22 protein-coding genes and 1 riboswitch are annotated in these 23,630 nt (G+C 49.0%); of the genes, 11 read left to right on the plus strand and 11 right to left on the minus strand.

The annotated features are described in order from the left end of the window. Positions 1-100 precede the first annotated feature (100 nt). A complete protein-coding gene (gene maa, locus RQP50_RS00765) occupies positions 101-667 on the minus strand; it encodes a maltose O-acetyltransferase (protein WP_315744506.1) in 567 nt (188 codons plus the stop codon). A 166-nt stretch (positions 668-833) separates the two neighbouring features. Here maa and RQP50_RS00770 point away from each other — a divergent pair, with 166 nt between their 5' ends. The 3 genes from RQP50_RS00770 (at position 834) to RQP50_RS00780 (ending at position 3,327) form a co-directional block, all read left to right on the plus strand. Further along, entirely contained in the window at positions 834-1,499 is a 666-nt protein-coding gene (locus RQP50_RS00770) for a tetratricopeptide repeat protein (RefSeq protein WP_072727485.1), read from the plus strand. A gap of 330 nt (positions 1,500-1,829) precedes the next feature. Further along, positions 1,830-2,795, plus strand: coding sequence for a copper amine oxidase N-terminal domain-containing protein (locus RQP50_RS00775; protein ID WP_072727484.1), 966 nt, complete (start codon positions 1,830-1,832; stop codon positions 2,793-2,795). A 13-nt stretch (positions 2,796-2,808) separates the two neighbouring features. After that, positions 2,809-3,327 (plus strand): VanZ family protein, encoded by a 519-nt coding sequence (locus RQP50_RS00780; RefSeq protein ID WP_072727483.1) that lies wholly within the window; start codon positions 2,809-2,811, stop codon positions 3,325-3,327. A gap of 52 nt (positions 3,328-3,379) precedes the next feature. Here the strand turns inward: RQP50_RS00780 and serS are convergent, their stop codons facing one another. The 5 genes from serS to RQP50_RS00805 form a co-directional block, all read right to left on the minus strand. Then, positions 3,380-4,663: a serine--tRNA ligase gene (gene serS, locus RQP50_RS00785; RefSeq protein ID WP_072727482.1), complete on the minus strand. Its 1,284-nt coding sequence runs from the start codon at positions 4,661-4,663 to the stop codon at positions 3,380-3,382. A gap of 321 nt (positions 4,664-4,984) precedes the next feature. Continuing rightward, positions 4,985-5,461, minus strand: a complete 477-nt coding sequence (locus RQP50_RS00790) for a MarR family winged helix-turn-helix transcriptional regulator (RefSeq protein ID WP_083544813.1) — start codon at positions 5,459-5,461, stop codon at positions 4,985-4,987. A 21-nt stretch (positions 5,462-5,482) separates the two neighbouring features. Then, positions 5,483-5,962 (minus strand): glutathione peroxidase, encoded by a 480-nt coding sequence (locus RQP50_RS00795; protein WP_021254754.1) that lies wholly within the window; start codon positions 5,960-5,962, stop codon positions 5,483-5,485. A 422-nt stretch (positions 5,963-6,384) separates the two neighbouring features. Next, complete coding sequence (locus tag RQP50_RS00800; RefSeq protein ID WP_315742491.1) at positions 6,385-7,110, minus strand: TraX family protein; 726 nt, start codon at positions 7,108-7,110, stop codon at positions 6,385-6,387. A gap of 98 nt (positions 7,111-7,208) precedes the next feature. Next, positions 7,209-7,940 carry a TraX family protein gene (locus tag RQP50_RS00805; RefSeq protein ID WP_072727480.1) on the minus strand — a complete coding sequence of 244 codons (732 nt, stop codon included), beginning with the start codon at positions 7,938-7,940 and terminating at the stop codon, positions 7,209-7,211. Between the two features lie 134 nt (positions 7,941-8,074). Between RQP50_RS00805 and RQP50_RS00810 the strand changes: the two genes are divergently transcribed. The 3 genes from RQP50_RS00810 to RQP50_RS00820 all read left to right on the plus strand — a co-directional run bounded on the left by RQP50_RS00810 (position 8,075) and on the right by RQP50_RS00820 (position 12,190). Next, positions 8,075-10,222: a DNA topoisomerase III gene (locus RQP50_RS00810; protein WP_315742493.1), complete on the plus strand. Its 2,148-nt coding sequence runs from the start codon at positions 8,075-8,077 to the stop codon at positions 10,220-10,222. A gap of 391 nt (positions 10,223-10,613) precedes the next feature. Then, positions 10,614-11,474 carry a polysaccharide deacetylase family protein gene (locus RQP50_RS00815; RefSeq protein ID WP_021254750.1) on the plus strand — a complete coding sequence of 287 codons (861 nt, stop codon included), beginning with the start codon at positions 10,614-10,616 and terminating at the stop codon, positions 11,472-11,474. A 23-nt stretch (positions 11,475-11,497) separates the two neighbouring features. Further along, entirely contained in the window at positions 11,498-12,190 is a 693-nt protein-coding gene (locus RQP50_RS00820) for a YkyA family protein (RefSeq protein WP_072727478.1), read from the plus strand. A 183-nt stretch (positions 12,191-12,373) separates the two neighbouring features. Here RQP50_RS00820 and RQP50_RS00825 read toward each other — a convergent pair whose 3' ends face one another. Continuing rightward, positions 12,374-12,583, minus strand: coding sequence for a hypothetical protein (locus RQP50_RS00825; protein WP_021254746.1), 210 nt, complete (start codon positions 12,581-12,583; stop codon positions 12,374-12,376). A gap of 402 nt (positions 12,584-12,985) precedes the next feature. On the opposite strand from RQP50_RS00825, the gene RQP50_RS00830 reads away from it, so the two are divergent. From RQP50_RS00830 to RQP50_RS00845, 4 genes are all read left to right on the plus strand, one after another. Beyond that, a complete protein-coding gene (locus tag RQP50_RS00830) occupies positions 12,986-13,960 on the plus strand; it encodes an ROK family protein (protein ID WP_315744508.1) in 975 nt (324 codons plus the stop codon). Between the two features lie 51 nt (positions 13,961-14,011). After that, complete coding sequence (locus RQP50_RS00835; RefSeq protein WP_315742499.1) at positions 14,012-14,692, plus strand: bifunctional 4-hydroxy-2-oxoglutarate aldolase/2-dehydro-3-deoxy-phosphogluconate aldolase; 681 nt, start codon at positions 14,012-14,014, stop codon at positions 14,690-14,692. Positions 14,693-14,806: 114 nt separating this feature from the next. Next, complete coding sequence (locus tag RQP50_RS00840; RefSeq protein ID WP_315742501.1) at positions 14,807-15,706, plus strand: alpha/beta hydrolase; 900 nt, start codon at positions 14,807-14,809, stop codon at positions 15,704-15,706. Between the two features lie 344 nt (positions 15,707-16,050). Next, positions 16,051-17,253 (plus strand): transglutaminase domain-containing protein, encoded by a 1,203-nt coding sequence (locus tag RQP50_RS00845; protein ID WP_315742503.1) that lies wholly within the window; start codon positions 16,051-16,053, stop codon positions 17,251-17,253. 208 nt (positions 17,254-17,461) lie between these two features. Here the strand turns inward: RQP50_RS00845 and RQP50_RS00850 are convergent, their stop codons facing one another. Next, positions 17,462-18,910, minus strand: coding sequence for an amino acid permease (locus tag RQP50_RS00850; protein ID WP_315742505.1), 1,449 nt, complete (start codon positions 18,908-18,910; stop codon positions 17,462-17,464). Between the two features lie 110 nt (positions 18,911-19,020). Further along, positions 19,021-19,212, minus strand: a riboswitch (Lysine riboswitch). A gap of 310 nt (positions 19,213-19,522) precedes the next feature. On the opposite strand from RQP50_RS00850, the gene RQP50_RS00855 reads away from it, so the two are divergent. Beyond that, the gene (locus RQP50_RS00855) at positions 19,523-20,809 is read left to right on the plus strand and encodes a Gfo/Idh/MocA family protein (protein WP_072727472.1); all 1,287 of its coding nucleotides are present in this window, start codon (positions 19,523-19,525) and stop codon (positions 20,807-20,809) included. A gap of 31 nt (positions 20,810-20,840) precedes the next feature. On the opposite strand, the gene RQP50_RS00860 is transcribed toward RQP50_RS00855, so the two are convergent. The 3 genes from RQP50_RS00860 to RQP50_RS00870 all read right to left on the minus strand — a co-directional run bounded on the left by RQP50_RS00860 (position 20,841) and on the right by RQP50_RS00870 (position 23,616). After that, on the minus strand, positions 20,841-21,230 hold the full coding sequence (locus RQP50_RS00860; protein ID WP_072727471.1) for a hypothetical protein: 390 nt from the start codon (positions 21,228-21,230) through the stop codon (positions 20,841-20,843). A 253-nt stretch (positions 21,231-21,483) separates the two neighbouring features. Further along, positions 21,484-22,635 (minus strand): ABC transporter permease, encoded by a 1,152-nt coding sequence (locus RQP50_RS00865; protein ID WP_315742508.1) that lies wholly within the window; start codon positions 22,633-22,635, stop codon positions 21,484-21,486. 57 nt (positions 22,636-22,692) lie between these two features. Next, positions 22,693-23,616 (minus strand): ABC transporter ATP-binding protein, encoded by a 924-nt coding sequence (locus tag RQP50_RS00870; RefSeq protein WP_315742510.1) that lies wholly within the window; start codon positions 23,614-23,616, stop codon positions 22,693-22,695. Between the last annotated feature and the right edge of the window lie 14 nt (positions 23,617-23,630).

Raw genomic sequence — 23,630 nt, forward strand, 5'->3', positions numbered from 1 at the left:
GGTAAGGTGGATATATCTTTTATCGGAGCGTCCGTATGTCCTATTACAAAGCAATGAAGGCCTCGACCTTTACTGGTTCGGGACCTGTTCTATCATCATGCTAGACTTCAATATGCTTAATAATTCGTGCAGAGTTGCCAGCAACGACAACGTTGTCCGGTACATCCTTCGTAACCACTGCACCGGATGCTACAACAACATTATTGCCGATATTGACGCCTGGATTAATGACCGCGCGACCGCCAATCCATACGCGATCTCCAATTGTAACTGGCTTGCCGAATTCAACGCCAGAGATTCGCTCCATGGGATCCAATGGGTGAGTCGCAGTATAGATATGAACGCCTGGTGCGAGGAAGCAGTTGTCCCCAATGTGAATCTCGCATACATCCAGCATTACACAGTCGAAGTTCGCATAGAATCCTTTGCCAAGATAAATGTTATAGCCATAATCGCAGCGGAAGGTAGGTTCAATGTATGCGCCTTCACCAACGGCACCGAATAACTTTTGAAGTATTTCTGTTCGTTCGCTATAGTCTGTTTCGATCGTTTGGTTGTACATGCGGGTTAGGCGTCTCGCTTGTTCACGATCTCTAACTAGCTCTTCATCTGCGGCCATATACATGTCGCCTGCTATCATTTTTTCTTTCTCTGTACGTATGGTCATCATGTGTAGCTCCTCTCCATATCCCTGTAATAAGCAGGGGGTGTTGTGTAATACCGTTATTATCGATGGAGACAGCATCATTTGCAAGGAAGAGAATCTATTCTATTTTTGGTACCCCAAAATATGGTATGATAGTTGCATCCTTAGTAGAGGGTGTGAAACAACGTTGAGTAAATTACTAGCCTTCGGAATGCTTACTTGGCTGCTTGGCAATCCATTTCTTGCGATCATCGTATTGCTAATGATTGTATACTTCGTTGATCGGCAGTTCATTGGATTATCCCCGAGTATCTTCCAACCGCTTAAGAGATGGAGTCGGACTTCGAAGCTCCGGCAGCAGCTGGTGGCGAATCCCCATGATGTGTCATCCAAGCATGAACTAGCAAGGCTGCTGATGGAACGCAAACGCTATCGTGAAGCGCGCGAATATCTCGAACCATTGCAGGAGCGAATGGAGCAATCAGCAGAGTATTGGGATGATCTAGGAACCTGCTATTTACATACAGGGGACAATGAGTTGGGAGAAGCAGCTATTGTTCGCGCATTAGAATTGAATCCCCGAGTCAAATACGGGCAGCCCTATTTGCGGCTCGCTGCGATATATTCCAATTCGGATAAGGCGAAGGCTGTAGCTTACTTGCAGTCTTTTCAAGATATTCACGCTTCCTCTTGCGAAGCTTACTATCGGCTTGGTGTGTTGTATGAGCAGATGGGGCAGAAGGAAGATGCGAAGAAGGCATGGGAAGAGGGCATCCATATTTACCGGGGACTGCCTCGATATATGAAGCGCAAGGAACGCAAATGGATGCTGCGATGTGCAATGAAGAAATAGCAAGCATGGCACATGAACGATAGTGGTATGAATAACAAATTATGTTCGAACTAGCTCTGTCGAATGACAGAGCTTTTTTGGCGATGTGCTATGCAGATTTCGTTCGAAGGACATGAGCATACTATCATTGCTAGGTCATCAGAAGAAATTGAACAGTGATTGTTCATTTGCATGTTTCCTTGCAAGACATTAAATATTGCTAACATAGTAATGATTGGAGCCTCATTATACTCGTCTTTCGTCGAAATTTGAAACTTTTTCTAGCAGGGATATGTCTAAAGAAGTAGAATCCCTAAGGAAAGTAAAGATTGTGAAAGGAGCGGAACGAATATGAGAAAGTGGCTGCTCATCATGATAAGCATGTTGGTATGGTTCGGTTCCTCAATGCAGGCACAGGCCGAACAAGCAGCACCATCCGCTAAGCAGCAGACGAAGGTGTACTTCAATGGATACGATATAACGGAGTGGCGATGGGATCAGCAGCATATCGTCGTTCCGCTGTTTGCATTTGATGATTATAGCTATTTCATTCAGGATGGCAATAAAGGCATGCAGGATATCACCTACAAATGGGATTCAGCTGCCAAAACGGTATGGGTATACTCTGCCGATAAATCACGTACGATTAAGCTGGTTGCAGAACAGCCTATCGCTTGGGTAAATGGGAAAAAGGTGGCGCTTGATGCCCCTGTTCGAATAATAGAGGGCCATACTTATGTGCCGCTGCGATTCATTAGTGAAGCGCTCGGTGGCAAGGTCAAATGGGATGTGAAGAAGAGGGCCGCCATCATTCGCACACCGGAGCGGGTGAAGCGTGACGAGTTGATACGGGCGGGAGACCTGGAAACAGCCCGACAGGAAGCGCTGCGTCTGCCGCTTGTCTATCCGAACCGGGAGATCAAGCCGCGGTCAGAAGGTTTCGAGGCGAATATTGTGTTCCCAGAAGGGGAGGCGCTTCGCTACCGCTATCATATTAAGGATGTTACAAGCATCATTACGATTTCAGAGGATGGATTGGCCGAGGTCATATGGCAGGGGAGAACGGGTACGACTGCGGATAAGGTTATTGAAGAAATCGGAAGCAAGCCAGACTTCGGCTCAGCGATGGTATACTTCCGTCATTCCTTCCCCGTAGAGGATTTCGTTACGTATGGTAAAATAGACGCGCAAGGCCGTTCGACGGAGCTTGGCAAGTTCGAGGTGAAGATGAAGCTGCGATCAAATGCCGACGCAGTAATGTCTATTCGAGGAGAGAAGCGGACGGATGTGCGACCTCTCTTGGAGGAGCGCATGTAAGGAAGGAGTACACATGAAGGTACGGAATAAGCAAATGGTATGGTGGCTGCTTACCACAGTAGCATGGATGGCTTTTATTTTCTATAAGTCTTCCCAGACGTATGCGGATCAGGATCTACGGCCGACACTCGCGGCCTGGCTGCCGCTGTCGATACTGGAGCAGTGGCTGCCGCATATTGAGTTTACGTATGATGGCGGTTTGGTGACATGGAAGCAGCCTTATGATTTTGTGGAGTTTTTCATTCGCAAGGGAGCACATGTAGCGGAATATGCGATATTAGCTTTTCTTGTCATTCGAACATTGCTCGCTATGAGATGGGAACGTTGGATGGCTATTGTCATTGGCGCCGTCATTTCTGTTGCATATGCAGCATCCGATGAGTGGCATCAGAGCTTCGTCCCGAATCGAACCGGACATGCGATTGACGTCGCGGTAGACTCGATTGGGGTTGTGCTCGTCGTCTTATTGTTCCTCATCGCAGGCTTGTTCAGCCGCCGCAAGGGGAAGGGAAGAGGACTGCATTTCCCATAAGGCAAGGAAGCATGGCCGCTGGAGGTATGATCTCCAGCGGCCTTCTTGTAATTTATTGCGGCTTGATTACTTCCATACCACGCATATACGGCTGCAGGGCTTTTGGAATGCGAATGGTTCCATCAGCCTGCTGGTGATTCTCCAGTAGTGGGATAAGAATGCGTGGGCTGGCTACCGCTGTATTGTTCAGCGTATGGCAATATTGGAGATCTCCCGCTTCGTCGCGATAGCGAATGTTGCAGCGGCGAGCTTGGAAATCAAGCAAGTTCGAAGCAGAATGTGTCTCTCCAAATTGATGACGTGACGGCATCCATGTCTCGATATCATATTGCTTATGCGTCTTCTGCGACATATCCCCGGTACATACCGCCATTACACGGTAAGGAAGCTCCAACGCTTGCAGGATGGCTTCCGAGTAGCCTACCATTTCCTCCAACAGCTGATTCGACATCTCGGCATCATTCGGTGCTATGATGACTTGCTCAACCTTTGCAAATTGATGGACGCGGTATAGGCCGCGAACATCTCGGCCCGCGGAGCCTACTTCGCGCCGGAAGCAGGCAGATACGCCAGCCATGCGAATCGGCTCGGTGACGTCTACAATTTCGTTGCTATAATAGGAGACGAGGCTTACTTCCGATGTGCCGACAAGCCACAGGCCATCCTCCGGCAGGGCATAGCATTGATCCTCGCCAAGCGGGAAGAATCCGGTACCGACGAGCGCGTCCTGACGAACCATAAGTGGAACATCCATCACAGTGAACCCATGATCCATGAGCAGGTCGAGTGCGAGCTGCTGTACAGCACGATGAAGAAGCAGTCCAGCATTTTTCAGATAGTAGCCGCGAGAGCCTGCCACCTTAACCCCACGGCGAAGATCGATAAGACCTAGCTGCTCGCCAAGCTCGACATGATCAAGCAGTGGGAATTCGAAGCTGGGGATTTCCCCGACCTGTCGCACCTCTATATTATCCTCATCCGAAGCGCCGACCGGGGTATCCGCAGATGTGATGTTCGGCACCAGAAGCTGTAGGCGATTGAACTGCTGCTCAGTCTCAGTTAGCTTCGCTTCGAATTGTGCGAGCTTGTCGTTGCATTGGCGTACTTGCGCCTTCCATGTGTCAACTTCGTTCTGCTGTTCTCCTAGACGCATCGCTGCTGCGATCCGAGAGGTCAGGGTATTGCGCTCCTGTCGCAAGGCATCCGTGTTCTGCAGCAGCTCTCGGCGAAGCTGATCGCCTGCAAGCAGTTCCTGAACATTGAAGTCTATTCCTTTTTGCCGAGCTGCCAGCTGCACCTCCTCTGGATGATTGCGAACCCATTTCATATCTAGCATGTGAACCGTCTCCTTTACCGCGAGTGATGTGGTACGAATAGAAATACAAATAGCGCTCCTCATCCGATTGGGACGAGGAGCGCTAGCTCGCGGTGCCACCCAACTTGATCTTCAGCGCTGCAAGTAAGCAGACAGCACACCGGAAGCATGCTGAGGATCCTCTTGGTTCCGCGGTAACGGGCGGTGCCGGTTCACTTAGGGCACGCCGGGCAAGCCGACGCCTTGACGAGAACGCCTCCGAGTTGGATGCTCTTCATTGGCGAATAACCGTATCTAATTTGTTGATATCATTATATAGCATCTTTCCCAAAAGTCAACGCACTATTCGCCCGTATGGTTGATAGCTTGCAGATAAGCGGTAAGCTCCTGAAGATTGCGCATCAAGCTGTCAGCTGGAATATCGGCGCCAGCCGCCTTGCTGACGAGCTCCACTGGAATGCAGCTGGCAGCTGACTTCAAGTCACGTCCCTTATTCGTTAAGGTAATGAATACTTGCCGCTCGTCCTGTGCGCCCCGCTTCCGCTCAATCAACTGCTGCTGCTCCATCCGCTTGAGCATAGGTGTCAATGTTCCTGAGTCGAGGAACAGTCGCTGACCAAGCTCCTTAACGGTGACATTGTCCTGTTCCCAAAGTGCGAGCAGTGTAATGTATTGTGGATAAGTTAGCTCCAGCTTCTCCAGCATAGGCCGATAGAGCTTCGTTACTTCCTTGGATGCTGCGTAGATGGCGAAGCAGAGCTGTTGATCCAGCTTGAGCATGTCGCTAGGCTGCATGGTGTTGTCCGGCTTTGAAGTCATGGTTTCATCTCCTGTTGTGCCTTACAGCAAGGCTTCTATATCTTCCTTCAGCTTAGATGGGGACGTCTGCGGTGCATATCGCTTCACGACAATGCCCTTGCGGTCGATGAGAAACTTCGTGAAGTTCCACTTAATGTCAGTGCTTCCCAGCAGCCCCTTTTTCTCTGTCACCAAGTGTTGGAACAGTGGTTCTGCATTGTCGCCCTTCACATCTACCTTCGCAAACATAGGGAAGTTGACGCCATAATTCAATTGGCAGAACTCCATCGTCTCCTTCATGTCTCCAAACTCTTGATTGCCGAACTGGTCACAAGGGAACCCGAGAACGACCAACCCTTTGTCCTTATACTGATCATACAATTGCTGAAGCTCAGTAAATTGAGGGGTGAAGCCGCATTTGCTGGCAGTATTGACGATAAGGATCACATGACCTTCATAGCTATCCAACGATGTTACTTCTCCATTAGGCTTCTTAACGGAATAATCATATACCGTAGTCATTATTCGTTCTCTCCTTTGTTGTCATCATTGAGATGAAATGATGAATGGCAGTTTACACGTACATACACGCTTCATTCCTTCAAATCGGTCACGCCAAACATGTGACAGCTGTGAGGGAAGGGATGTGGCATAGTTGTTGTAATAGTTATAGCATGGAACACGAATAGATGCAATTGTATTTTGAAAAATTAAATTGTGTGCAATCTAATAAGGGTGGTGGTACCTCTGATTGTACATCCGCAACAACTGCACACAAGATAGCTGTGCTTTCAAAGGCGATCCAAATGGAAGGTTGCTGTCGTATTTAGGTGAAAAATCATAGTGTTTCATTGTTCACGTTATCCATCCAATCGCGTTCAACAGAAACAGGGCAGTCCCGCTCCATGCTGTTCAATAACTCTGGAGGAGATAGCCCACTCCCTTTATCCTCGAATGAGCATTCCGATTGTATATAGAATCCAAATATGCGCTGGATAGAATACATAGAACATATACTTGGACCACTTGGCATGATAACCACGTGCTCCGTTGTAGAGCAGTATCGAGATAATTGCGAATATCATCATCCACTGGTAGTTCAGGACAAATAAATTGTCATAGGAGAATACTTCTTCAGTTGGGACGCCGAGCGATCCGAGCTCTAGGGAGATAAGCAGCATTACGACTACGTATGCGAATGCCATCAGTCTCTTGCGCTCGCGGAACAGGTAGAAGATCAGTGTCATGGCCACACCAAGTATGGATGCTTCTGTAATTGATCCGCCCATAATAGCAAGAATGATGTACAAGGTTCCTAGCGCATAGTTGCGAGACTGTTTCGTCCATTCGATAGCAGTTAGAAGAAGAAGCGCCAGCAGTAGGGATAAGAAGATATTGTTCATGATGCTGACAGACTCACTTGGCAGGGAGAGCGTAAGCAGTGTGCTGCCAAGCTTGGTAATGACCGCCCATGTAAATAAGCGGAGCATGTATTTGCCTCGGTTCCGTGTGTGGAAGAAGCCTTCTACAATGAAGTAGAAGAAGATCGGAGCGACAATGCGGCCAAGCCATCCGAACCATATAGGCATATCCGGCAGAAACTGCTTCATATGGTCAAGTAGCATAAGCGTCATGCCGAGGAGTTTTAATTTGAAACCATCCAAACGCACATTGAATCCTCCAATTCTATTCTGATGTTGTTGTTCGTAGATGCCAGCTTAATTCGCTGTAGAATGGGAGCTAGTCAGCGTTGGCTCATAGATTTCCTTCATTCAAACATAATACTGCCTGCATACAGGATCCAGATATGGAGCGGGTAATACAAATAGAATCCATATTTGGCCCACATGGACTGATACCCGCGGCGCTGATTGTATAGCCCAATGGGAATAATGGCGAATACCATCATCCACTGTGAATAGGTCCACAAGTTATATTCATTGACCCACATCGCTGTCCCACCGTAAATGAACATATCGAACAAATCGAGCCCAACTGTGAACACGAGAGACGAGGCGATATATGCAATTGCCATCGCACGCTTGCATCCACGGAACAAATAGAACACGAGGGTCATGGATACGGCTAGCCAGCTGAATTCGACGCCAACAACCATAGCAGCGGCTACCGCACAACAGAGCATCCATCCTGCAGCACCGGATTCGGAACGCAGCGACCATTCATAGGATGCCAGTAGGACTAGCGCCCCGAGCATTGATAGAAAAATATTGTTCGGGATCGAGCCGCCGGGCAGCAACTGGAGGAGCAATGTGCTTCCGATAGCCATGCTGGCAGCTCCAGCAGCAAGACGGAGCATATAACGCTTCCGATTGCGGGTGTATGTATAGCCTTCGATAAGCAGGAAGAAAAAGATGGGGGCTGATATGCGGCCGAGCCAATGAAAAGCGAGAGGTACGGAGTTCGGAAAGTATGCCTGTATATGATCCAATGTCATGAGCATGGCTGCAAGCAGCTTCAGCTGAAAGGCGTTGAACGACATAACTTTAGTTTCTCCTTTCCCTACATATGCCATGCAAATTGCTAAACACAACACCCTTATCATATCAGAAGCCAGAAGTCGGTTGAAGGTCATGCTATAATAGGGGCAGCAGAATGAAGGGAAGGAATGGATGTATGAAATCACTCGTACTTGCAGAGAAGCCGTCGGTCGGTCGTGAGATTGCCCGAGTGCTTGGATGCCGCACGTCTCATAAACAATATTTTGAAGGGCCTGACTATGTTGTCACATGGGCATTAGGCCATTTGGTTGGATTGGCGGAGCCAGAAGACTATGATAAGAAGTATCAGACATGGAATCTAGAAGACTTACCGATGATCCCGCAGAAGATGAAGCTAAAGGTGCTGCGGGAGTCGTCTCATCAATTTAAGGTTGTTCAGCAGCTGTGTAAGCGACAGGATATTAAGGAACTGATCGTTGCGACAGATGCCGCCCGGGAAGGAGAACTCTTGGCGCGCTGGGTCATGGAAATGGTGAAGTGGAACAAGCCGTTCCGCCGCCTATGGATCTCGTCGCAGACGGATAAGGCGATTAAGGAAGGATTCCGCCAGCTGAAGCCAGGCAATCAATTCGATCGGCTGTATGAGTCTGCTCGCTGCCGTGCAGAGGCGGATTGGCTGATCGGCTTGAATGTGACTCGCGCCTTAACCTGCAAGTTCGAGACTCCATTATCCGCAGGGCGTGTACAGACGCCAACGCTTGCGATGATGATGTCGCGCGAACAGGAGATCAAGAATTTCCGCTCTGAAGAGTATGACACCATTCACGTCGATTGCGGCGGTTTCGAAGCGGTATGGCGCGGTGCGAATGGAGATGGCCGCATCTTCAACGAACAGTCGGCGCAGGCAACAGCAGCTAAGCTGCAGAATGGTCGGCAAGCGGTCGTGACGGAACTGAAGAAGTCTACGAAGAGTGAGCCGCACCCGCTTGCTTATGATCTAACGGAACTGCAGCGGGATGCGAACCGCCGTTATGGATTCTCAGCCAAGCAAACCTCGAATGTACTGCAGCGTCTGTATGAGCAGCATAAACTCGTCACGTATCCGCGAACGGACAGCCGGTACTTGTCCTCAGATATGGTCGGTACATTGAAGGAGCGATTGAGCGCGATGGCGATTGGTCCATATGCCGCGGTTGCGAAGTCACTCATGCGCGGCAGTCTGTCTGTTACGAAGCGTATTGTGGACGACAGCAAGGTAACGGATCACCATGCGATCATTCCAACTGATGAGCCGCTGCGGTTGTCAGCGTTGTCTACGGATGAGCGCAAGCTGTATGACCTGATCGCGCGGCGCTATCTGGCACTGTTCCTGCCCGCAGCGAAGTACGAGCAAGTCGCAGTTACCATCGAGATTGGCGGCGAACGCCTATATGCGAAGGGCCGTACGATGCTGGACAGCGGCTGGCGCCAAGCCTATGAAGGCGATTGGGATGATGCGTCCTCGAATGAGGATCAAGAGCACGACAATCAATCGGCGTGGAATAAGGATCAGCGTCTCCCGAGCTTGACGCAAGGGGATAAGCTTGCAGTCAAGCGGGTCATGACGCGCAGAGACCGCACTAAGCCGCCGGCACGCTATACGGAAGCGACATTGCTGACACAGATGGAGAAGCACGGTCTTGGTACGCCAGCAACTCGTGCGGATATTATTGAGAAGCTGGTATCTTCGGATACAATTGAGCGCCAAGGAGCTTCACTTCAACCGACTGGCAAGGGAGAGCAGTTGATTCGCCTTACCTCTGAACAGCTGCGTTCACCGGAGCTTACTGCACGATGGGAACGGGAATTGGAGCGCATTGCCCGCGGCGAAGCGCGCACATCATCGTTCATGAATCAGATTCGGGATATGACCGAGCAGTTGGTCAAAGAAGTGAAGACGAGCAGCGCCGAGTACAAACCGCATAATTTGACGAACCGTCATTGCCCGGAATGCGGTTCGCGTCTGATGGAACGGAAGTCGAAACGCGGAACACGCCTTATCTGTTCCAGCAAGTCTTGCGAATATAAGCGCTCTGACGAGAAGCAGCTATCGAATCGCCGCTGTCCGCAGTGCCATAAGAAGATGGAGTTCAAGATCGGCAAGGCAGGCAAGTATGTACAATGTCTCGCATGCAACATTACAGAGAAGCTGGAAGAGGGCGGGGGCAAGGCGCGCAAGCATGAGACACGGAATTTGATTAAGAAATACGAGAAGCAGGAGCCAATTGGAAACAGTCTAGGTGATCTGCTGAAGGCAGCGATGGCGAAGCAGGAGGAGAAGTAAAGCTGCAAGAGCATCAAGAGCAGTAAATAGATAATAGAGATCATTGTGCTTACTGTGGGACTTCGAATTGAGTCAAACAATAGCAAATGGTGTTGAACCGTAAACAGCGACATCATACTTGTAAAATGAAGCGGCTTAGGAGGGTCGTATGGCCTATATGAGCATATGCTTCATTGTCATAGATAGGCCCTCTGTACCGATTCTTCGTGGTCAGAGGGCCTTTTTGTTAACTTTTTCATAGTCTTGTAACCATTTTCTTGAAATGGTAACAACATTGTCTCTATTTTTTGATAAAATATAGTGAGTTGTAATGTTTCTGTAATGCCCTAATGGTAGATTTATATTATAGTAGTTGTCGAAACAAGTCGCTAGAAGGAAGTGGATAAGGATAATGATGGATCGAGGTGTGGTGTCGGCCGGCAACCGTCGCCGTAAAAAACGCAAAAAGTTAATTGGACGCACCGTATTGCTCATGCTTCTTGTCGCCGTCGGCGTCGGAATATACGCTGGAGCGAAGAGCTTGCTCGGATCAGACTCAGCATCTGGCAGCGAATTGATCGTGACAGAAGTCGTTCCATTTGGAACAGCAGCACAAGTATCGCAAGAGAAGGAATCACCGAAGGAGTATAACGGCTTAACGCGCAAGGTCGCTTACTTGACATTTGACGACGGGCCGAGCAAATATTCCAATGATATGATGGACTTATTGGATAAGCATAATATTAAAGCTACTTATTTTATGCTTGGCGATAACATGAGACAATACCCGGATGCCGTGAAGCGCATGATGAAAGATGGACATTACCCAGGACTTCACAGTATGACACATGATTATGCGAAGTTGTACAAGAGCGGCGGCTCCCAGAACTTCATTAATGAATTCAAGGAAGCGCAGGGAATCGTTGAAGAATTGACAGGCTTCAAGCCTACGATGATTCGTGCCCCATATGGCAGTGCTCCGCAAATTGGTGAGTCATTCCGTAAGGATATCGCAGATGCAGGGTTTAAAATGTGGGATTGGACGCTCGATTCCTGGGATTGGAAATATATCGGTCAACCAAATCGAGTACTAGAGCAAGTAAAGGCAGGTCTGACGGAAGATGTTGAAGTTATTTTGCTTCATGATCGTCAGCAGACCTTAGATGCATTGCCAGCCATTATTGATTACATTCAAAGCAAGGGCTACGAGTTCGAAGTGTACGACCCGAATGCGCATTTCGTATGCAATTTCCATCACGACAAACGATTGTAGCATAGGGATAGGAGGTTAACACATTGGCTAGTTGGAAAAAGCTAACCGCCGCTGTCGCGTTGGCATCCGTTCTGCTTATTGGCTTGACTGGATGCGGCGCTGCACCGACGACACAAATATTTGAAGGCTTCGAGAAAGCATCCGCAGCGGAAGTGGACGTTGCTGAAGCGGTGAAGACGCTAAGCACGCTGGAAGCGAAGGACAGCAAGCAATACAACAACATCCTGTCTCAGGGCAAGCAGGACAATCGCAATGTACAGACGCTGATCGACAATTCGAGCAAGTCGCTTGAAGAGCGGACACAGGCAATGGATCAACTGAAGAGCATGCTGGACGACGCTCGCAAGAAGATGGGCGAGCTCGACGGCGCAATCAGCAATTTGAAGGAAGAAGGCTTGAAGAAGCAAGCAACAGAGGCATATAACGCTTATGTGAAGCGCTACGAAACCTTCACTTCCATGTACGAGAAGTATGGGAAATGGATTCAGCAAGAGCAAGCCTTGTATAACGAGCTGAAGCAGAAGGATACGAAGCTGAAGACAATAACGAAGGCTGTATCTGATCGCAATGAGGCTTATCGCCAGGTTGAGCAGTTGAAGATCCAGTTCAATGACTATACGAAATCGTTCAATACGAAGAAGTCTGAATTCTACAAAGAGGCAGGAATGCAAGTAACTGGCACAGAGAAGAAAGAAGGCGAAGGCGCGAATTCGTAAGTTATACGAAGTGAGCCGGACATACCGTGTCAGCAAGAAGCGGGCTAACGTTATAGGAGAATCATCCGAATAGTAAAAAAGAGAAGACCGTTCTGAAGCAGCTAGACTGCTTTGGAACGGTCTTTTTGTATGGTGTAAGAGCGCCGAATTCGAACAGGTAGACACATGGAATGAGCTCTGTCTCTAGCTCCATGTTCGGTGTACGAAGTCTGCCACAATGAGAAAGATAACGTAAGAGACAAGCGCCGATGCAATATACGTTATCCCTACCTTGATTCGCTGCTGGAATAAGCGCACAACGCCAAGACTAAGCAGCGGACAGACGATGAGCAGGAAAAATAGGATCGTTACGAACAATTGTGGCGAGATTGAACTGATATCTACATACGTCATGGATATACACCTCTTTATAAGCGTTGCCATCAAGCAAGACAGTTATCGATCGTCTAGCCTGAATCATTGGTCTTCCTACCCGGCAGTGTGATAAGGATCACAGTTTCTATTATATCGATTTCACAGCCGCTCGTCTGTCATTTCGCTTCCAATATTAAGGCGATTTCAAGGCGAAATTATGACGATGGAAGGAGATGCAAGCGAGCATTGACAGGTTCGAATCACGAATTGTACGATGTGAACATATACGTGTGAACCATGATCAAATGAAAGGATATCTTCACACAAATGATGGAAGGCATCATGCTATAATCGAAATACGACATATGAGTATATTTGGTGATGTAAGCAGTTACAAAAAAACAAATAGAAAGAATGGGAAGGCGAGGAGAGCAATCAATGGTGCAGTATATGGTTGGGATTGATCTGGGCGGAACGAATATTGTATGTGGGTTGGTCAATGAGCAATATGAGCTGATAGCCAAGGTAAAGCGGCCGACAGAGGTTGATCTTGGTGTAGAGCATGTATTGAATAAAATGTCTGATATGGTTGATGAACTGTTCGTCACGGCAGGGGTGGATCGCAGTCTTCTTATAGCGGTTGGAGCTGGGATTCCGGGCTTCATTGATCCAGTGCGCGGCGTATGTGTGTTTGCATCCAACTTGAAGTGGGACAACGTAGATGTATCTGGTCGACTTGGCGCTAAGGTAGGCGTACCAGTTTTTATTGATAATGATGTGCGTATGTATGTATTTGGTGAGGCGATGAGCGGTGCAGGACGCGGTGCAGGAGTTGTACACGGGGTCACGATTGGTACGGGGCTTGCGGCTGCGACGGTTGTCAATGGAGAGCTTCACTATGGAAGTGGGTTCATGGCAGGCGAATTGGGGCATGTAGCGATTGATGGCGAGACGACGCCATGCGGTTGCGGCTTGACGGGCTGCCTAGAGACGGTTGTATCCGCCACGGGCATTGCGCGACAAGCGAAGGAAGCGCTTGAGCAGGGGCGCGAGAGCTTGCTGCGCACACCATATGAGCGCGGTGAACTGACCGCAACTCACGTCTCGCAGGCTTACGATAAGGGCGATGAGCTCGCAATCGAGATAATGACGCATACAGGACAGGTGCTGGGCAAGGGCTTGGCATATTCCATCTCGCTGCTCAGCCCGGATATGATTGTAATCGGCGGCGGCGGTGCACTCGCGGGCGAACGTATTATGAAGCCTGTACGAGACACCTTGAAGCGTTATGTATATCACGGTTATTTGGAGCGTTTGACGATACGCCAGGGCGAGCTGATTGATGACGGAGGCGTTATTGGAAGTGCAGCCTTTGCGAAAAGCCGTGCAGAGAAGCTCGGACACGTGTCGGTATAAGATCAACTAGAAAGAGAAGAGAGAGAAAAGAATCGGGAGGAACGAGTGACGATGTCGGATCGAGATATTCAGAATTTCCCCTACGGTGCTGATATCACCGAGCGAATGCTCCAAGAGCGCATTGTCGCAATATTCCGCGGCTATACAGGAGAACTTGCTAATAGAGCGGCAGAGGCGTTGGTGGCAGGGGGCATTCGATTCATGGAAGTGACGATGAATACAGAGCAAGCCACAGCGATTATCTCCCATTGGCGTGAGAGATTTGCAGGACGGGCCTATATCGGTGCAGGCACAGTGATTGATTTGGCCTCGGCTCGTGAAGCATTGGAATGCGGAGCGCAGTTCCTCATCTCTCCGAATTTGGATGAGGAAGTCATCGCATATGCAGCTGAGCGTGGAATCGATGTATGGCCTGGAGTACTAACGCCTACTGAGATTGTACGGGCGTGGAAGGCAGGGGCGAAGGCCGTCAAGCTGTTCCCGCTTGGTACATTGGGGCCCGAATATATCCGAGAGATCCGAGGTCCTCTTGATCACATTCCGATCATTGCAACGGGAGGAGTCGACTTGCATACGATATCCGCATACGGAACTGCAGGAGCATCTGCATTCGGGCTTGGTTCCAAGCTTCTTCCCAAGGAATATATGAATACGGGCAATGATGAAGCCCTCACTGCAAATGCAATTCAGTTCGTTGAAGCGGTTCGCAAGCTTGATCCCGTTCGGCGATGACCAGAAATCCACAGAGCGTGGAATGGGTGTGAAATCATGCGATTGCGTAAATGATATACATACATCCAAATTCGAATCAATTCTACGGTAATGGTGTAAAGAGAGGCGAATCCTATGGCTATGCTGTGGACATATGGAATAGGCACACTCGTGCTTGCCGGCAGTGCCGCAAGCGGTACTTGGATGCTAGCAGTGAAGAGTCAGTCCCCGCGTCCGATACCGATACATAAGGAACCGGAACGCCCCTTCGAACGAGTGGTGTTCGAAGGGACTGCATCCCTGCAAGGATGGTTCATATGGGGCAGAGGGAACTCCCCTGCGAAGCGGGCGCCGGTTATCGTAATCTCGCACGGATGGGGATCGAACCGAGCGAGGGTGATGAGGTATGCGATCCCGCTGGTAGATGCAGGTTTCAATGTATTGGTCTATGACGTGACAAGTCACGGAGAGAGCGGGGCCGTAAAGGCACCATCGGCGCTGTTATTCCGTGATGATATGCTAGCCGCAGTCCGCTACGTACGTCAACGGCCGGATGTAGATCCGGATCGGATTGCAGTCCTCGGCCATTCCTTGGGTGCCTTCGGTGCGGTTTTAGCTCTTGAGGAAGGGCTGAACGTAAGGGCAATTGTAACGGATTCCATGCCATCCCGCCCACTGTCCATGGTGGAAGCTGAGCTTAGACGGCGCAAGCTGCCGGCATTTCCGCTGGCAGTGGTTATACCTCGTATATGGCTTTATCGCTCCCGCATTCCGGTTGCAGTATATGACGGCTTGGATGTAGGTCAAATCTTAGCCGACCATCATGTGCGGACGGCAGGCAGGAACCCCATCTACATGGTTCATTCTCGACTAGATGGATTTATTCCCCCTAGTGAGCTTGAGCAGCTTGTTGAACGCTTACCGTATGAGCAGTCGCATCTCTTTGTTGATACGAATGGGCATAGCTGTTCGGAGACGGATTCACGCTTCTGGTCGGAAGTGATTCCATTCTTCAAGCGCCAATTGGATATATAGGGATAAGCAAGCCCATCTCTTCCCTCTAAGGCTTGACCTTCTGGGGAGAGGTGGGCTTGTATGTTTTCGTTACTGAGAATAACTTTTTTATATTTTTTATAGGCAAATGCTGCATCGGTTCGCTACCCCTCGTCATATTCCTCATGTTCGAATCGCTACAATCCTTCGGAATACGATGCAATTCCCGGCTCTTGCTGCCGCAGCATGTCGAGCACGACAGAAAGGCAGCGAATCCACACTTGCGATGGGCATGCTATAACTAGACAGTATTTGCGATAGCGCTATGTTACGCTACCTAGCACACATAGGCGGATGTTCTCCGCTGTTGCGAAGGTGGTGAAGGCATGTACATCGATTCACAGACTCCATCGCGCCTACAACGAGCGAGGCAGAGGCGAGCGAGGAGATGGATTCGATTCCCTAGAGTCTCTATATTCCGAATGCTGATGTTGGGAAGTGTTCTGTTAGGAATCATGGTTGGCTTCGCTTTATGGCCTACGGTAGAGGCGCGCTCATCTATGATAAAGCTGCATAGTCAATCAGAGATGAAACAATGGCTGAGCGAGCAATTCACTCGCAGAGAAGCGGCCATTTCATTTCGATACGAAGGTGACACGAAATCCTTAACAGAGATGGCAGGAAAGTCCTTGTCGGCAGCATTATACTCGGATCCGTTCATTCGGTATAACATCAGCAAGTACTCCTATCAATGGAAAGGTAGTACGGATTCTGCAGTCGTCAATGTGTATGTGGACTACCGTGAGACGTACGAACAGTCACAATATGTAAGGGAGCAAGCCAAGGAAATCGTAAGAAATATAACGAGTCTAGGACAATCCCCTCATCTCAAAGTAAAAGCAATTCATGATTATATTGTCAGTCACGTGACCTATGACGAGGGTATGACGAAATTTACTGCCTATGAGGCGCTAACGGAAGGTACAACCGTATGCCAAGGATATGCGCTGCTCATGCAGGCTATGCTGGAAGAGGCGAACATTCCATCCAAGGTTGTCGAGGGTAAGGCGGGCGGATTGCTCCATGCTTGGAACCTGATTGAACTGGATGGAAAATGGTATCATGTTGATGCGACATGGGACGACCCGCTTCCGGATCGAGGCAAGCAAGTGCGCTACACGTACTATATGCGCACCGATGCGGAGATGAGAACCGATCATGATTGGGAGGAAAGTACGGAGCTTCCGAAGGCGAACGACCCTTATGAGCATGTCTTGAATCAGATGCGCCAAGGGACGGATAAGAGCTTGCGCTCATTCGTTACTGAGTTGGAGCACGGTTGGAGTCCGGATGTACTGCTTCCAGAACGGCAGGTCAAGGACGTGAAGGGACTAGTAGAACGCTATCGGTCTGCACAGAAGGCGAACCGGGTGCAGTTCCAGATTCGCTATATAGGCAACGAGCTGGAGCTGCGTGCTGACCTGCATGATATGATGGACAAGCTAGGATTGTCTACTCCGTTCGAATACAGAGTATCGACGTTGAATAACAGTGATGACCTACTTGTCGATATTCAGCTTCAGAAATAAGGGGACAGAACATCAGCATAAGAGCTGGTGTGGGAATTCGGAACTCACATTAGGAATTCACATCACGAATGAATCCAGAGGAATGAATACAGGAGTTCCACTACCCGGAAAAAGCGATGGAACCACGTAACAAAGGCCCTGCTTTACGCAACTAAATGCGTGAAGCAGGGCCTTATTTTATTTACTTCATAGACAATATAGAGATTGATTATTTATGATCGAACTTGCATTCTTCAAGTGGAATGACCTTCGTCCGATGCTTGAACTTGTAGCCGAACCATATGATCAGGAAGAGCGGAAGACCAATGTAGGTCATCAACAGCCCTTGCCAGTCGATCGCTTCTCCGAGGAAGGCTTGATAATTCTGGCCAAGCACGACGAACATACAGAGCACGAAGGCGAATATCGGGCCGAACGGGAAGAAGCGGGCACGATAAGGCAGCTCCTTCAGGTCATGGCCTTGCTTGTTGAATGCTCGTCGGAATCGGTAATGACTGACTGCAATGCCTAGCCAAGCAATGAATCCACACATGCCGGATGCACTCAGCAGCCACGTATAGACAATCCCATCTCCGAAAAAGCTGGCTAGGAATGCCATCATGCCGATGATGCTGGTCATAATAAGCGCATTGACCGGTACGCCGCGCTTGTTCAGCTTGCCAAGGAACTTCGGCGCCTTGCCTTCCTTCGCAAGCACCCAGAGCACGCGTGTTGAGGCGTACATGCCAGAGTTACCCGCGGACAGCACGGAGGACAAGATGACTGCATTCATAACTGAAGCGGCGAATGCGAAGCCGGCCTTTTCGAATACGAGCGTGAATGGGCTCGCATTAATATTATTAACCTCGCTCGATAGCAAGCTTGGATGTGTATATGGAATGATCATTGCGATAACGAATATCGCCAGAACATAGAAAAGCAAAATGCGCCAGAATACTTGGCGAATCGCTCGCGGTACACTCTCGCTTGGATTTTCGCTTTCGCCGGCGGCAACACCGACAAGCTCCGTACCTTGGAACGAGTACCCAGCAACCATAAATACACCAAGAATCGCAAAGAATCCGCCATGGAATGGCGCATCTCCGATATGGAAGTTCTCAAATCCGATACGTTCTCCGCCGATGATGCCGAATATCATCAATACACCTGTAACTAGGAAGATGATGACGGTTGAGATTTTAATAATTGCGAACCAATACTCAGACTCTCCGTACCCTTTAACAGAGATAAAATTCAACAAAAAGATGATGCTCAAGAACAGGAAGCTCCATATGAAAGAGTTGCTGTCCGGGAACCAATATTTAATGATAAGCGTAGCTGCGACTAATTCCGATGCGATCGTGATTGCCCAGTTGAACCAGAAGTTCCAGCCAAGCGCGAATCCGAATGCAGGATCTACGAATCGCGAAGCATATGTGCTGAATGAGCCGGAATCCGGCATGTAGGTCGCCAGCTCGCCAAGACTTGTCATTAAGAAATATACCATGATGCCGACTGCAGCATATGCGAGAAGCGCACCTCCAGGCCCAGCCTGTGCAATGGCGCCGCCGCTGGCAAGGAACAATCCAGTACCAATGGAGCCGCCAAGCGCAATCATGGTGAGGTGGCGTGTCTTCAGGCTTCTGCGAAGCCCTTGCTCGTTGTGTTGCTTACTCATGTTGCTCACTCCTGTTCTAATCTTAGTATTACCGGAAAGGAGCGGAGAACATAAAAAAACCGCTGAAGCGTATACGTTCAAACGGTTTGACCGTCCCCATCATACCCTTCCTTGAAGATAGCGCATCATGCGTAGACGGGTAATCTGCGTATGACAGTGTCGTGCCTATTCGACAGCGACCCCAGCACGCGTCCCGGAAGCGGGTTACGCGAACTTCGGCGGTTATTCCTTCCCATTCGAATCATTGGCTTCTTCCAGCCTCCGCGAATGTACTCTTAACAACCGCAACCTCTACCTCATCGTGGAATAGGATGAGGATTTGTTGCACTATGAAGATGGCCAAGCCATCATTGTTACTTATATTTGCTAAGTATAAATGAAACGAAGCGGTAAGTTCAATGTTAAAAAGTAGAAATCTGATCCATGAAGTTTGTGTACGAATTTAAACATTTGAGCTGAATCATCCAAAAATATTTTTAAAAAAGGAATTTTACTCCTTGCAAGCGGTTTCTTGCATGGTATAAGATGGATGAAAAGAGAGTGCAAGTTGGGAAACATCTATACGAAGCAAATACGAACCAATAGAGACAGACATTTAGGGAGGCATGGGAAATGAAGAAGGTTACTGTAGCATTGCTTGGAGCCGGTCAACGCGGGGAAATCTATACGGATTATGCGATTGGCCGTTCGTATGAGATGGAAGTTGTCGCTGTGGCAGATCCGAGTGCAGCCCGCCGTCAGCGTATTGCCGATAAGCACGGCATTCCTGCAGAACGCCAATTTTCCTCTTGGGAAGAATTATTCTCTCAGCCGAAGCTTGCTGACGCTGTGTTTATTTGTACACAAGATAAGATGCACTATGAACCTACGATGGCAGCGCTAGGAGCAGGCTATCATGTGATGCTGGAGAAGCCCATGTCTCCAGAGCCAGTAGAGTGTATTAAGATGGGGCAGGAAGCGAAGAAGAGAGGCCTTGTCTTCTCAATCTGTCATGTACTGCGTTACACGAATTTCTTCGCTACACTCAAGCAGATGTTGGAAGAGGGAAGAATCGGCCGCCTTATGTCCATACAGCATAATGAAAATGTTGCTTACTGGCATCAGGCGCACAGCTTCGTGCGCGGCAATTGGAGCAATTCGGCACAGTCCTCTCCAATGATTCTGCAAAAGTCCTGTCATGATATGGACATCCTGTTGTGGCTTGCTGGTGCCGAGTGTACCCATATTTCTTCCTTCGGCACATTGTCGCACTTCCGCCCAGAAGGTGCGCCGGAAGGCGCAACGAAGCGCTGTTTGGATGGGTGCCCTGTCGCTGATGAGTGCCCATACTATGCGCCGAAGTGGTATTTGACGGATGATATAGGCTGGCCGACATCGGTTATTGCGGATGATATGAGCTATGAATCTCGCCTTCAGGCCTTGAAGGTAGGCCCATATGGCCGCTGCGTATACCACTGCGACAATGATGTGGTTGACCATCAAGTGGTGAACATGGAATTCGCGAACGAGGTAACCGCGGTATTCACTATGACGGCGTTCACTTACGACTCCGGTCGTACGTTGAAGTTGATGGGAACGACTGGGGAAATTCGTGCTCACATGGAGAAGAATGAGATTGAAATCATTCATTTCAAAAATGGCTTTAGAGAGCTGCTCAGCCTGCAAGCACCAGGCGGACATGTTGGACATGGCGGCGGTGACCAAGGTCTCGTGAAGGACTTCCTGAGGCTGGTAGAAGCGGACGGTGCATTGCAAGGACGTACATCCGCTGATATATCTGTTCAAAGCCATATGATGTCATTTGCGGCGGAGAAGGCGCGCATAGAGAAGCGTACTATCTCTATTGAAGAGTTCGTCCGTGAGCAATTGGCAAGCGAAGCAGAGCCTGCAATGAACTAATTCTATTTGTAAATGTCAGAAGCTCTCCGGGTTACTCACGGAGAGCTTTTTCTAATGTAAGAGTTTCTTGTTGATGATCCCATTCTAGTCGAATACGAATAGGTTCTTGAAGTTGTTTTAACCCTTTAATCCGGTATTCGTAATGTGCGGCATAATGTGAAGAGTTAAGATCAGATATAGAATCAGAACGTTCAAAATCCGGATTTGTGAGACGGAATGATAAATCCTGTATATGCTGTTCTGGTCCATGATACTTCATATCCAGCGTAAATGATTCCGTATCTGTTGGTTGAGAAAGCTGCACGTCCCAATCCAGGCTTGCTGCCTTATAAATGGTGGTCTCTTTCGTGCATCCGACTAGTGCAGGGAGTATGCATCCGAGTAGCATAATGGAAATGAATCTTCGTCGTAGATGTATCATGACAGACCTACCTTTCATTGTTGTTAAATGAGAAGGGCAAGGGGAAGGAGTGTTATTCGAGTCAGAATATGAATGCACCTCCTATCATATGGAATATATTATACCATAATGGACAGTAATGCCGATGTATTCGAGGCAATAAAAAGGCTGACTCTGTACTCTGTACCTAACAGAATCAGCCTTTATAGGGCTGTTGTATAAGTGGAAAAGCTATTACGAGTAATTCAGGATTGTCCCGCGATTTGACCTAAACTTAACCGATCGACTGCTTCATAAAGCGTGGGTATTGTACCCATGCGAGTACAAGTGCAGCGATTCCGATACCGAGCAGAATGACTGCATTCAGCCACACATCCTGTACATGAGCGCCGTGGGAAATGATGCGCTTCAGTGCATCCTGCGCCCAATATTGAGGAAGCAATTGGCCGATCGTCTGCATGAACTTCGGCATCATTTCATGCGGGAACCACAGTCCGCCAATCATCGCACCGCCAAGCGCGATCAATTGGGTAATGGCAAGCCCTTGATTCTCGCCCTTAGCGATAAGGGAGATGAAGAGGCCAAGACCCGTTACACAGATACCAAGTGCTGCGACGACTAATGCGATAGCGAGCACATCACCGAGCTGCATGCCATAAACGAAGTGTCCGAACGCCAGCAGTACCGCGCTTTGGAAGAGAACAACGATAATATAAGGAACCCACATGCCGACTAAATAGTTGAGCGGCTTCATTGGTGTGCTGCACAGGCGCGCCGTCATCCCGCTTTCTTTGTCCCGAATGAAGCGGCGAACCATCGAGATAATAATGAAGAACACGAACATAACGGTATAACCAGGAACGACTTGACTAACCATATCAACAGGAACAACGTTCTCCATCTGCTCCTTAACTACGAATGGCGGGGTGAAGATTTGCTTCATCTCTTCGCCCTGAATTCCTTTGGCTGCAAGCTGCTCCGCAGCGCTTACCTGACGCTGCTCATCGACGATTCGTCCAAGCACGGCTTTGATTGGAGCCGTTGAGGTGTTGTCGTTCTCGTCGCGATAGAGTGTCATTTCAGCAGAGCCTTTGCCTGATTTCATGCTGGCTTCAAATCCTTGCGGAATGAGCAGGAGGGAGGATTGCTTGCCATCACGTATACTTGTAATTTGTTGATCAAGCGTGCGTTCTGTGTCTTCCTTCAGTTGGAAACCTTGCACTTTGGCTAACGATGCAACAATCGCTTTCGAAGCAGGAGACTTATCCTGATCGACATAATTTAACGTGATGCTGGAGTTCCCCATATTGCCGAACACAGAGGCAAACACCACGATGAAGATGATAGGCATAAGGATGAGCCAGAAGAAGGTTCCCTTTTCCTTGAGCAGCAATTGAATTTCCTTGCGTGTGAAGCTGGTAATCATTCGAATTCTCCTCCTTGAATCGTACTCTTGCGAATACTTTGCGCTCCAAAGCGCCTATTACGCATCCCGCAGGGATGTACCGGTTAAGTTCAAGAACACCGTTTCTAATGAAGGCTGCACGATTTCGAGACGAGTAACCTTCGCTTGCTGCTGCAGGCAAAGTTCAGATACGCGGTTCATCGTTGTCAGCGTATCGTCGGTATCAATAATCCAGCCCTCTTCATGGGCAGTCACTGTGCCAGGAATCGAATCGAAGGAAATTGCAGTCTGCTTATCCGCTTCGACATATACGGAATTCGTGCCATGCTGCGCGAGCAGTTCATGCAGGACGCCTTGGGCAATGACCGAGCCGTGGTCGATGATGGCGAGTTCCTCGCAGAGTGTTTCGACTTCTTCCATATAGTGAGTCGAGTAGATGATGGATACCCCTTCTTGCTTCAGCTTGCGAATCATCTCGAAGATATGATTGCGCGATTGTGGGTCAATGCCGACTGTAGGTTCATCCAGCACAAGCAGTTTCGGACGGTGGAGGAGTGCAGCAGCGATGTTCACGCGGCGCATCATGCCGCCAGAGAAGGTGCCAACGGCATCCTTAGCGCGATCCAGAAGCCCGACCTGTGTTAGTACGGTTGAGATGCGTTCCTTCAACTGGCTTCCTCTTAAGCCATACATTTCTCCAAAAAACTTCAAATTATCGTACGCACTGAGCTTCTCATACAAGGTGATGCCTTGGGGGACATAGCCGATTATGTTCCGCACCTTGGCGGCTTCTTTTACGGCATCTATCCCAAATACACGTAGCACACCACTATTCGGTTGGAGAATGCCGGAGATGATCTTCATCGTCGTCGATTTGCCAGCTCCGTTCGGGCCAAGCAGGCCGAAGCATATTCCCGGACGGACTTGGAATGAAATACTGTTCAGTGCGGTGTGATTTCCATACTTTTTATGCAAATTCGATACATCAATAGCCAATGTCATCTTCATTGAACCTC

This window comes from Paenibacillus suaedae, from assembly GCF_032337355.1.
Classification (GTDB): Bacteria; Bacillota; Bacilli; order Paenibacillales; family Paenibacillaceae; genus Paenibacillus_B; species Paenibacillus_B suaedae.

Bases quoted from the DNA above. Each gene is read 5' to 3' on its own strand.
- RQP50_RS00780 (WP_072727483.1), top strand. From the start codon at position 2,809: ATGAAGGTACGGAATAAGCAAATGGTATGGTGGCTGCTTACCACAGTA.
- RQP50_RS00790 (WP_083544813.1), bottom strand. From the start codon at position 5,461: ATGACTTCAAAGCCGGACAACACCATGCAGCCTAGCGACATGCTCAAG.
- RQP50_RS00795 (WP_021254754.1), bottom strand. From the start codon at position 5,962: ATGACTACGGTATATGATTATTCCGTTAAGAAGCCTAATGGAGAAGTA.
- RQP50_RS00810 (WP_315742493.1), top strand. From the start codon at position 8,075: ATGAAATCACTCGTACTTGCAGAGAAGCCGTCGGTCGGTCGTGAGATT.
- RQP50_RS00775 (WP_072727484.1), top strand. From the start codon at position 1,830: ATGAGAAAGTGGCTGCTCATCATGATAAGCATGTTGGTATGGTTCGGT.
- RQP50_RS00865 (WP_315742508.1), bottom strand. From the start codon at position 22,635: ATGATTACCAGCTTCACACGCAAGGAAATTCAATTGCTGCTCAAGGAA.
- RQP50_RS00835 (WP_315742499.1), top strand. From the start codon at position 14,012: ATGTCGGATCGAGATATTCAGAATTTCCCCTACGGTGCTGATATCACC.
- RQP50_RS00815 (WP_021254750.1), top strand. From the start codon at position 10,614: ATGATGGATCGAGGTGTGGTGTCGGCCGGCAACCGTCGCCGTAAAAAA.
- RQP50_RS00825 (WP_021254746.1), bottom strand. From the start codon at position 12,583: ATGACGTATGTAGATATCAGTTCAATCTCGCCACAATTGTTCGTAACG.
- RQP50_RS00850 (WP_315742505.1), bottom strand. From the start codon at position 18,910: ATGAGTAAGCAACACAACGAGCAAGGGCTTCGCAGAAGCCTGAAGACA.
- maa (WP_315744506.1), bottom strand. From the start codon at position 667: ATGACCATACGTACAGAGAAAGAAAAAATGATAGCAGGCGACATGTAT.
- serS (WP_072727482.1), bottom strand. From the start codon at position 4,663: ATGCTAGATATGAAATGGGTTCGCAATCATCCAGAGGAGGTGCAGCTG.
- RQP50_RS00870 (WP_315742510.1), bottom strand. From the start codon at position 23,616: ATGACATTGGCTATTGATGTATCGAATTTGCATAAAAAGTATGGAAAT.
- RQP50_RS00845 (WP_315742503.1), top strand. From the start codon at position 16,051: ATGTACATCGATTCACAGACTCCATCGCGCCTACAACGAGCGAGGCAG.
- RQP50_RS00855 (WP_072727472.1), top strand. From the start codon at position 19,523: ATGAAGAAGGTTACTGTAGCATTGCTTGGAGCCGGTCAACGCGGGGAA.
- RQP50_RS00805 (WP_072727480.1), bottom strand. From the start codon at position 7,940: ATGTCGTTCAACGCCTTTCAGCTGAAGCTGCTTGCAGCCATGCTCATG.
- RQP50_RS00860 (WP_072727471.1), bottom strand. From the start codon at position 21,230: ATGATACATCTACGACGAAGATTCATTTCCATTATGCTACTCGGATGC.
- RQP50_RS00840 (WP_315742501.1), top strand. From the start codon at position 14,807: ATGGCTATGCTGTGGACATATGGAATAGGCACACTCGTGCTTGCCGGC.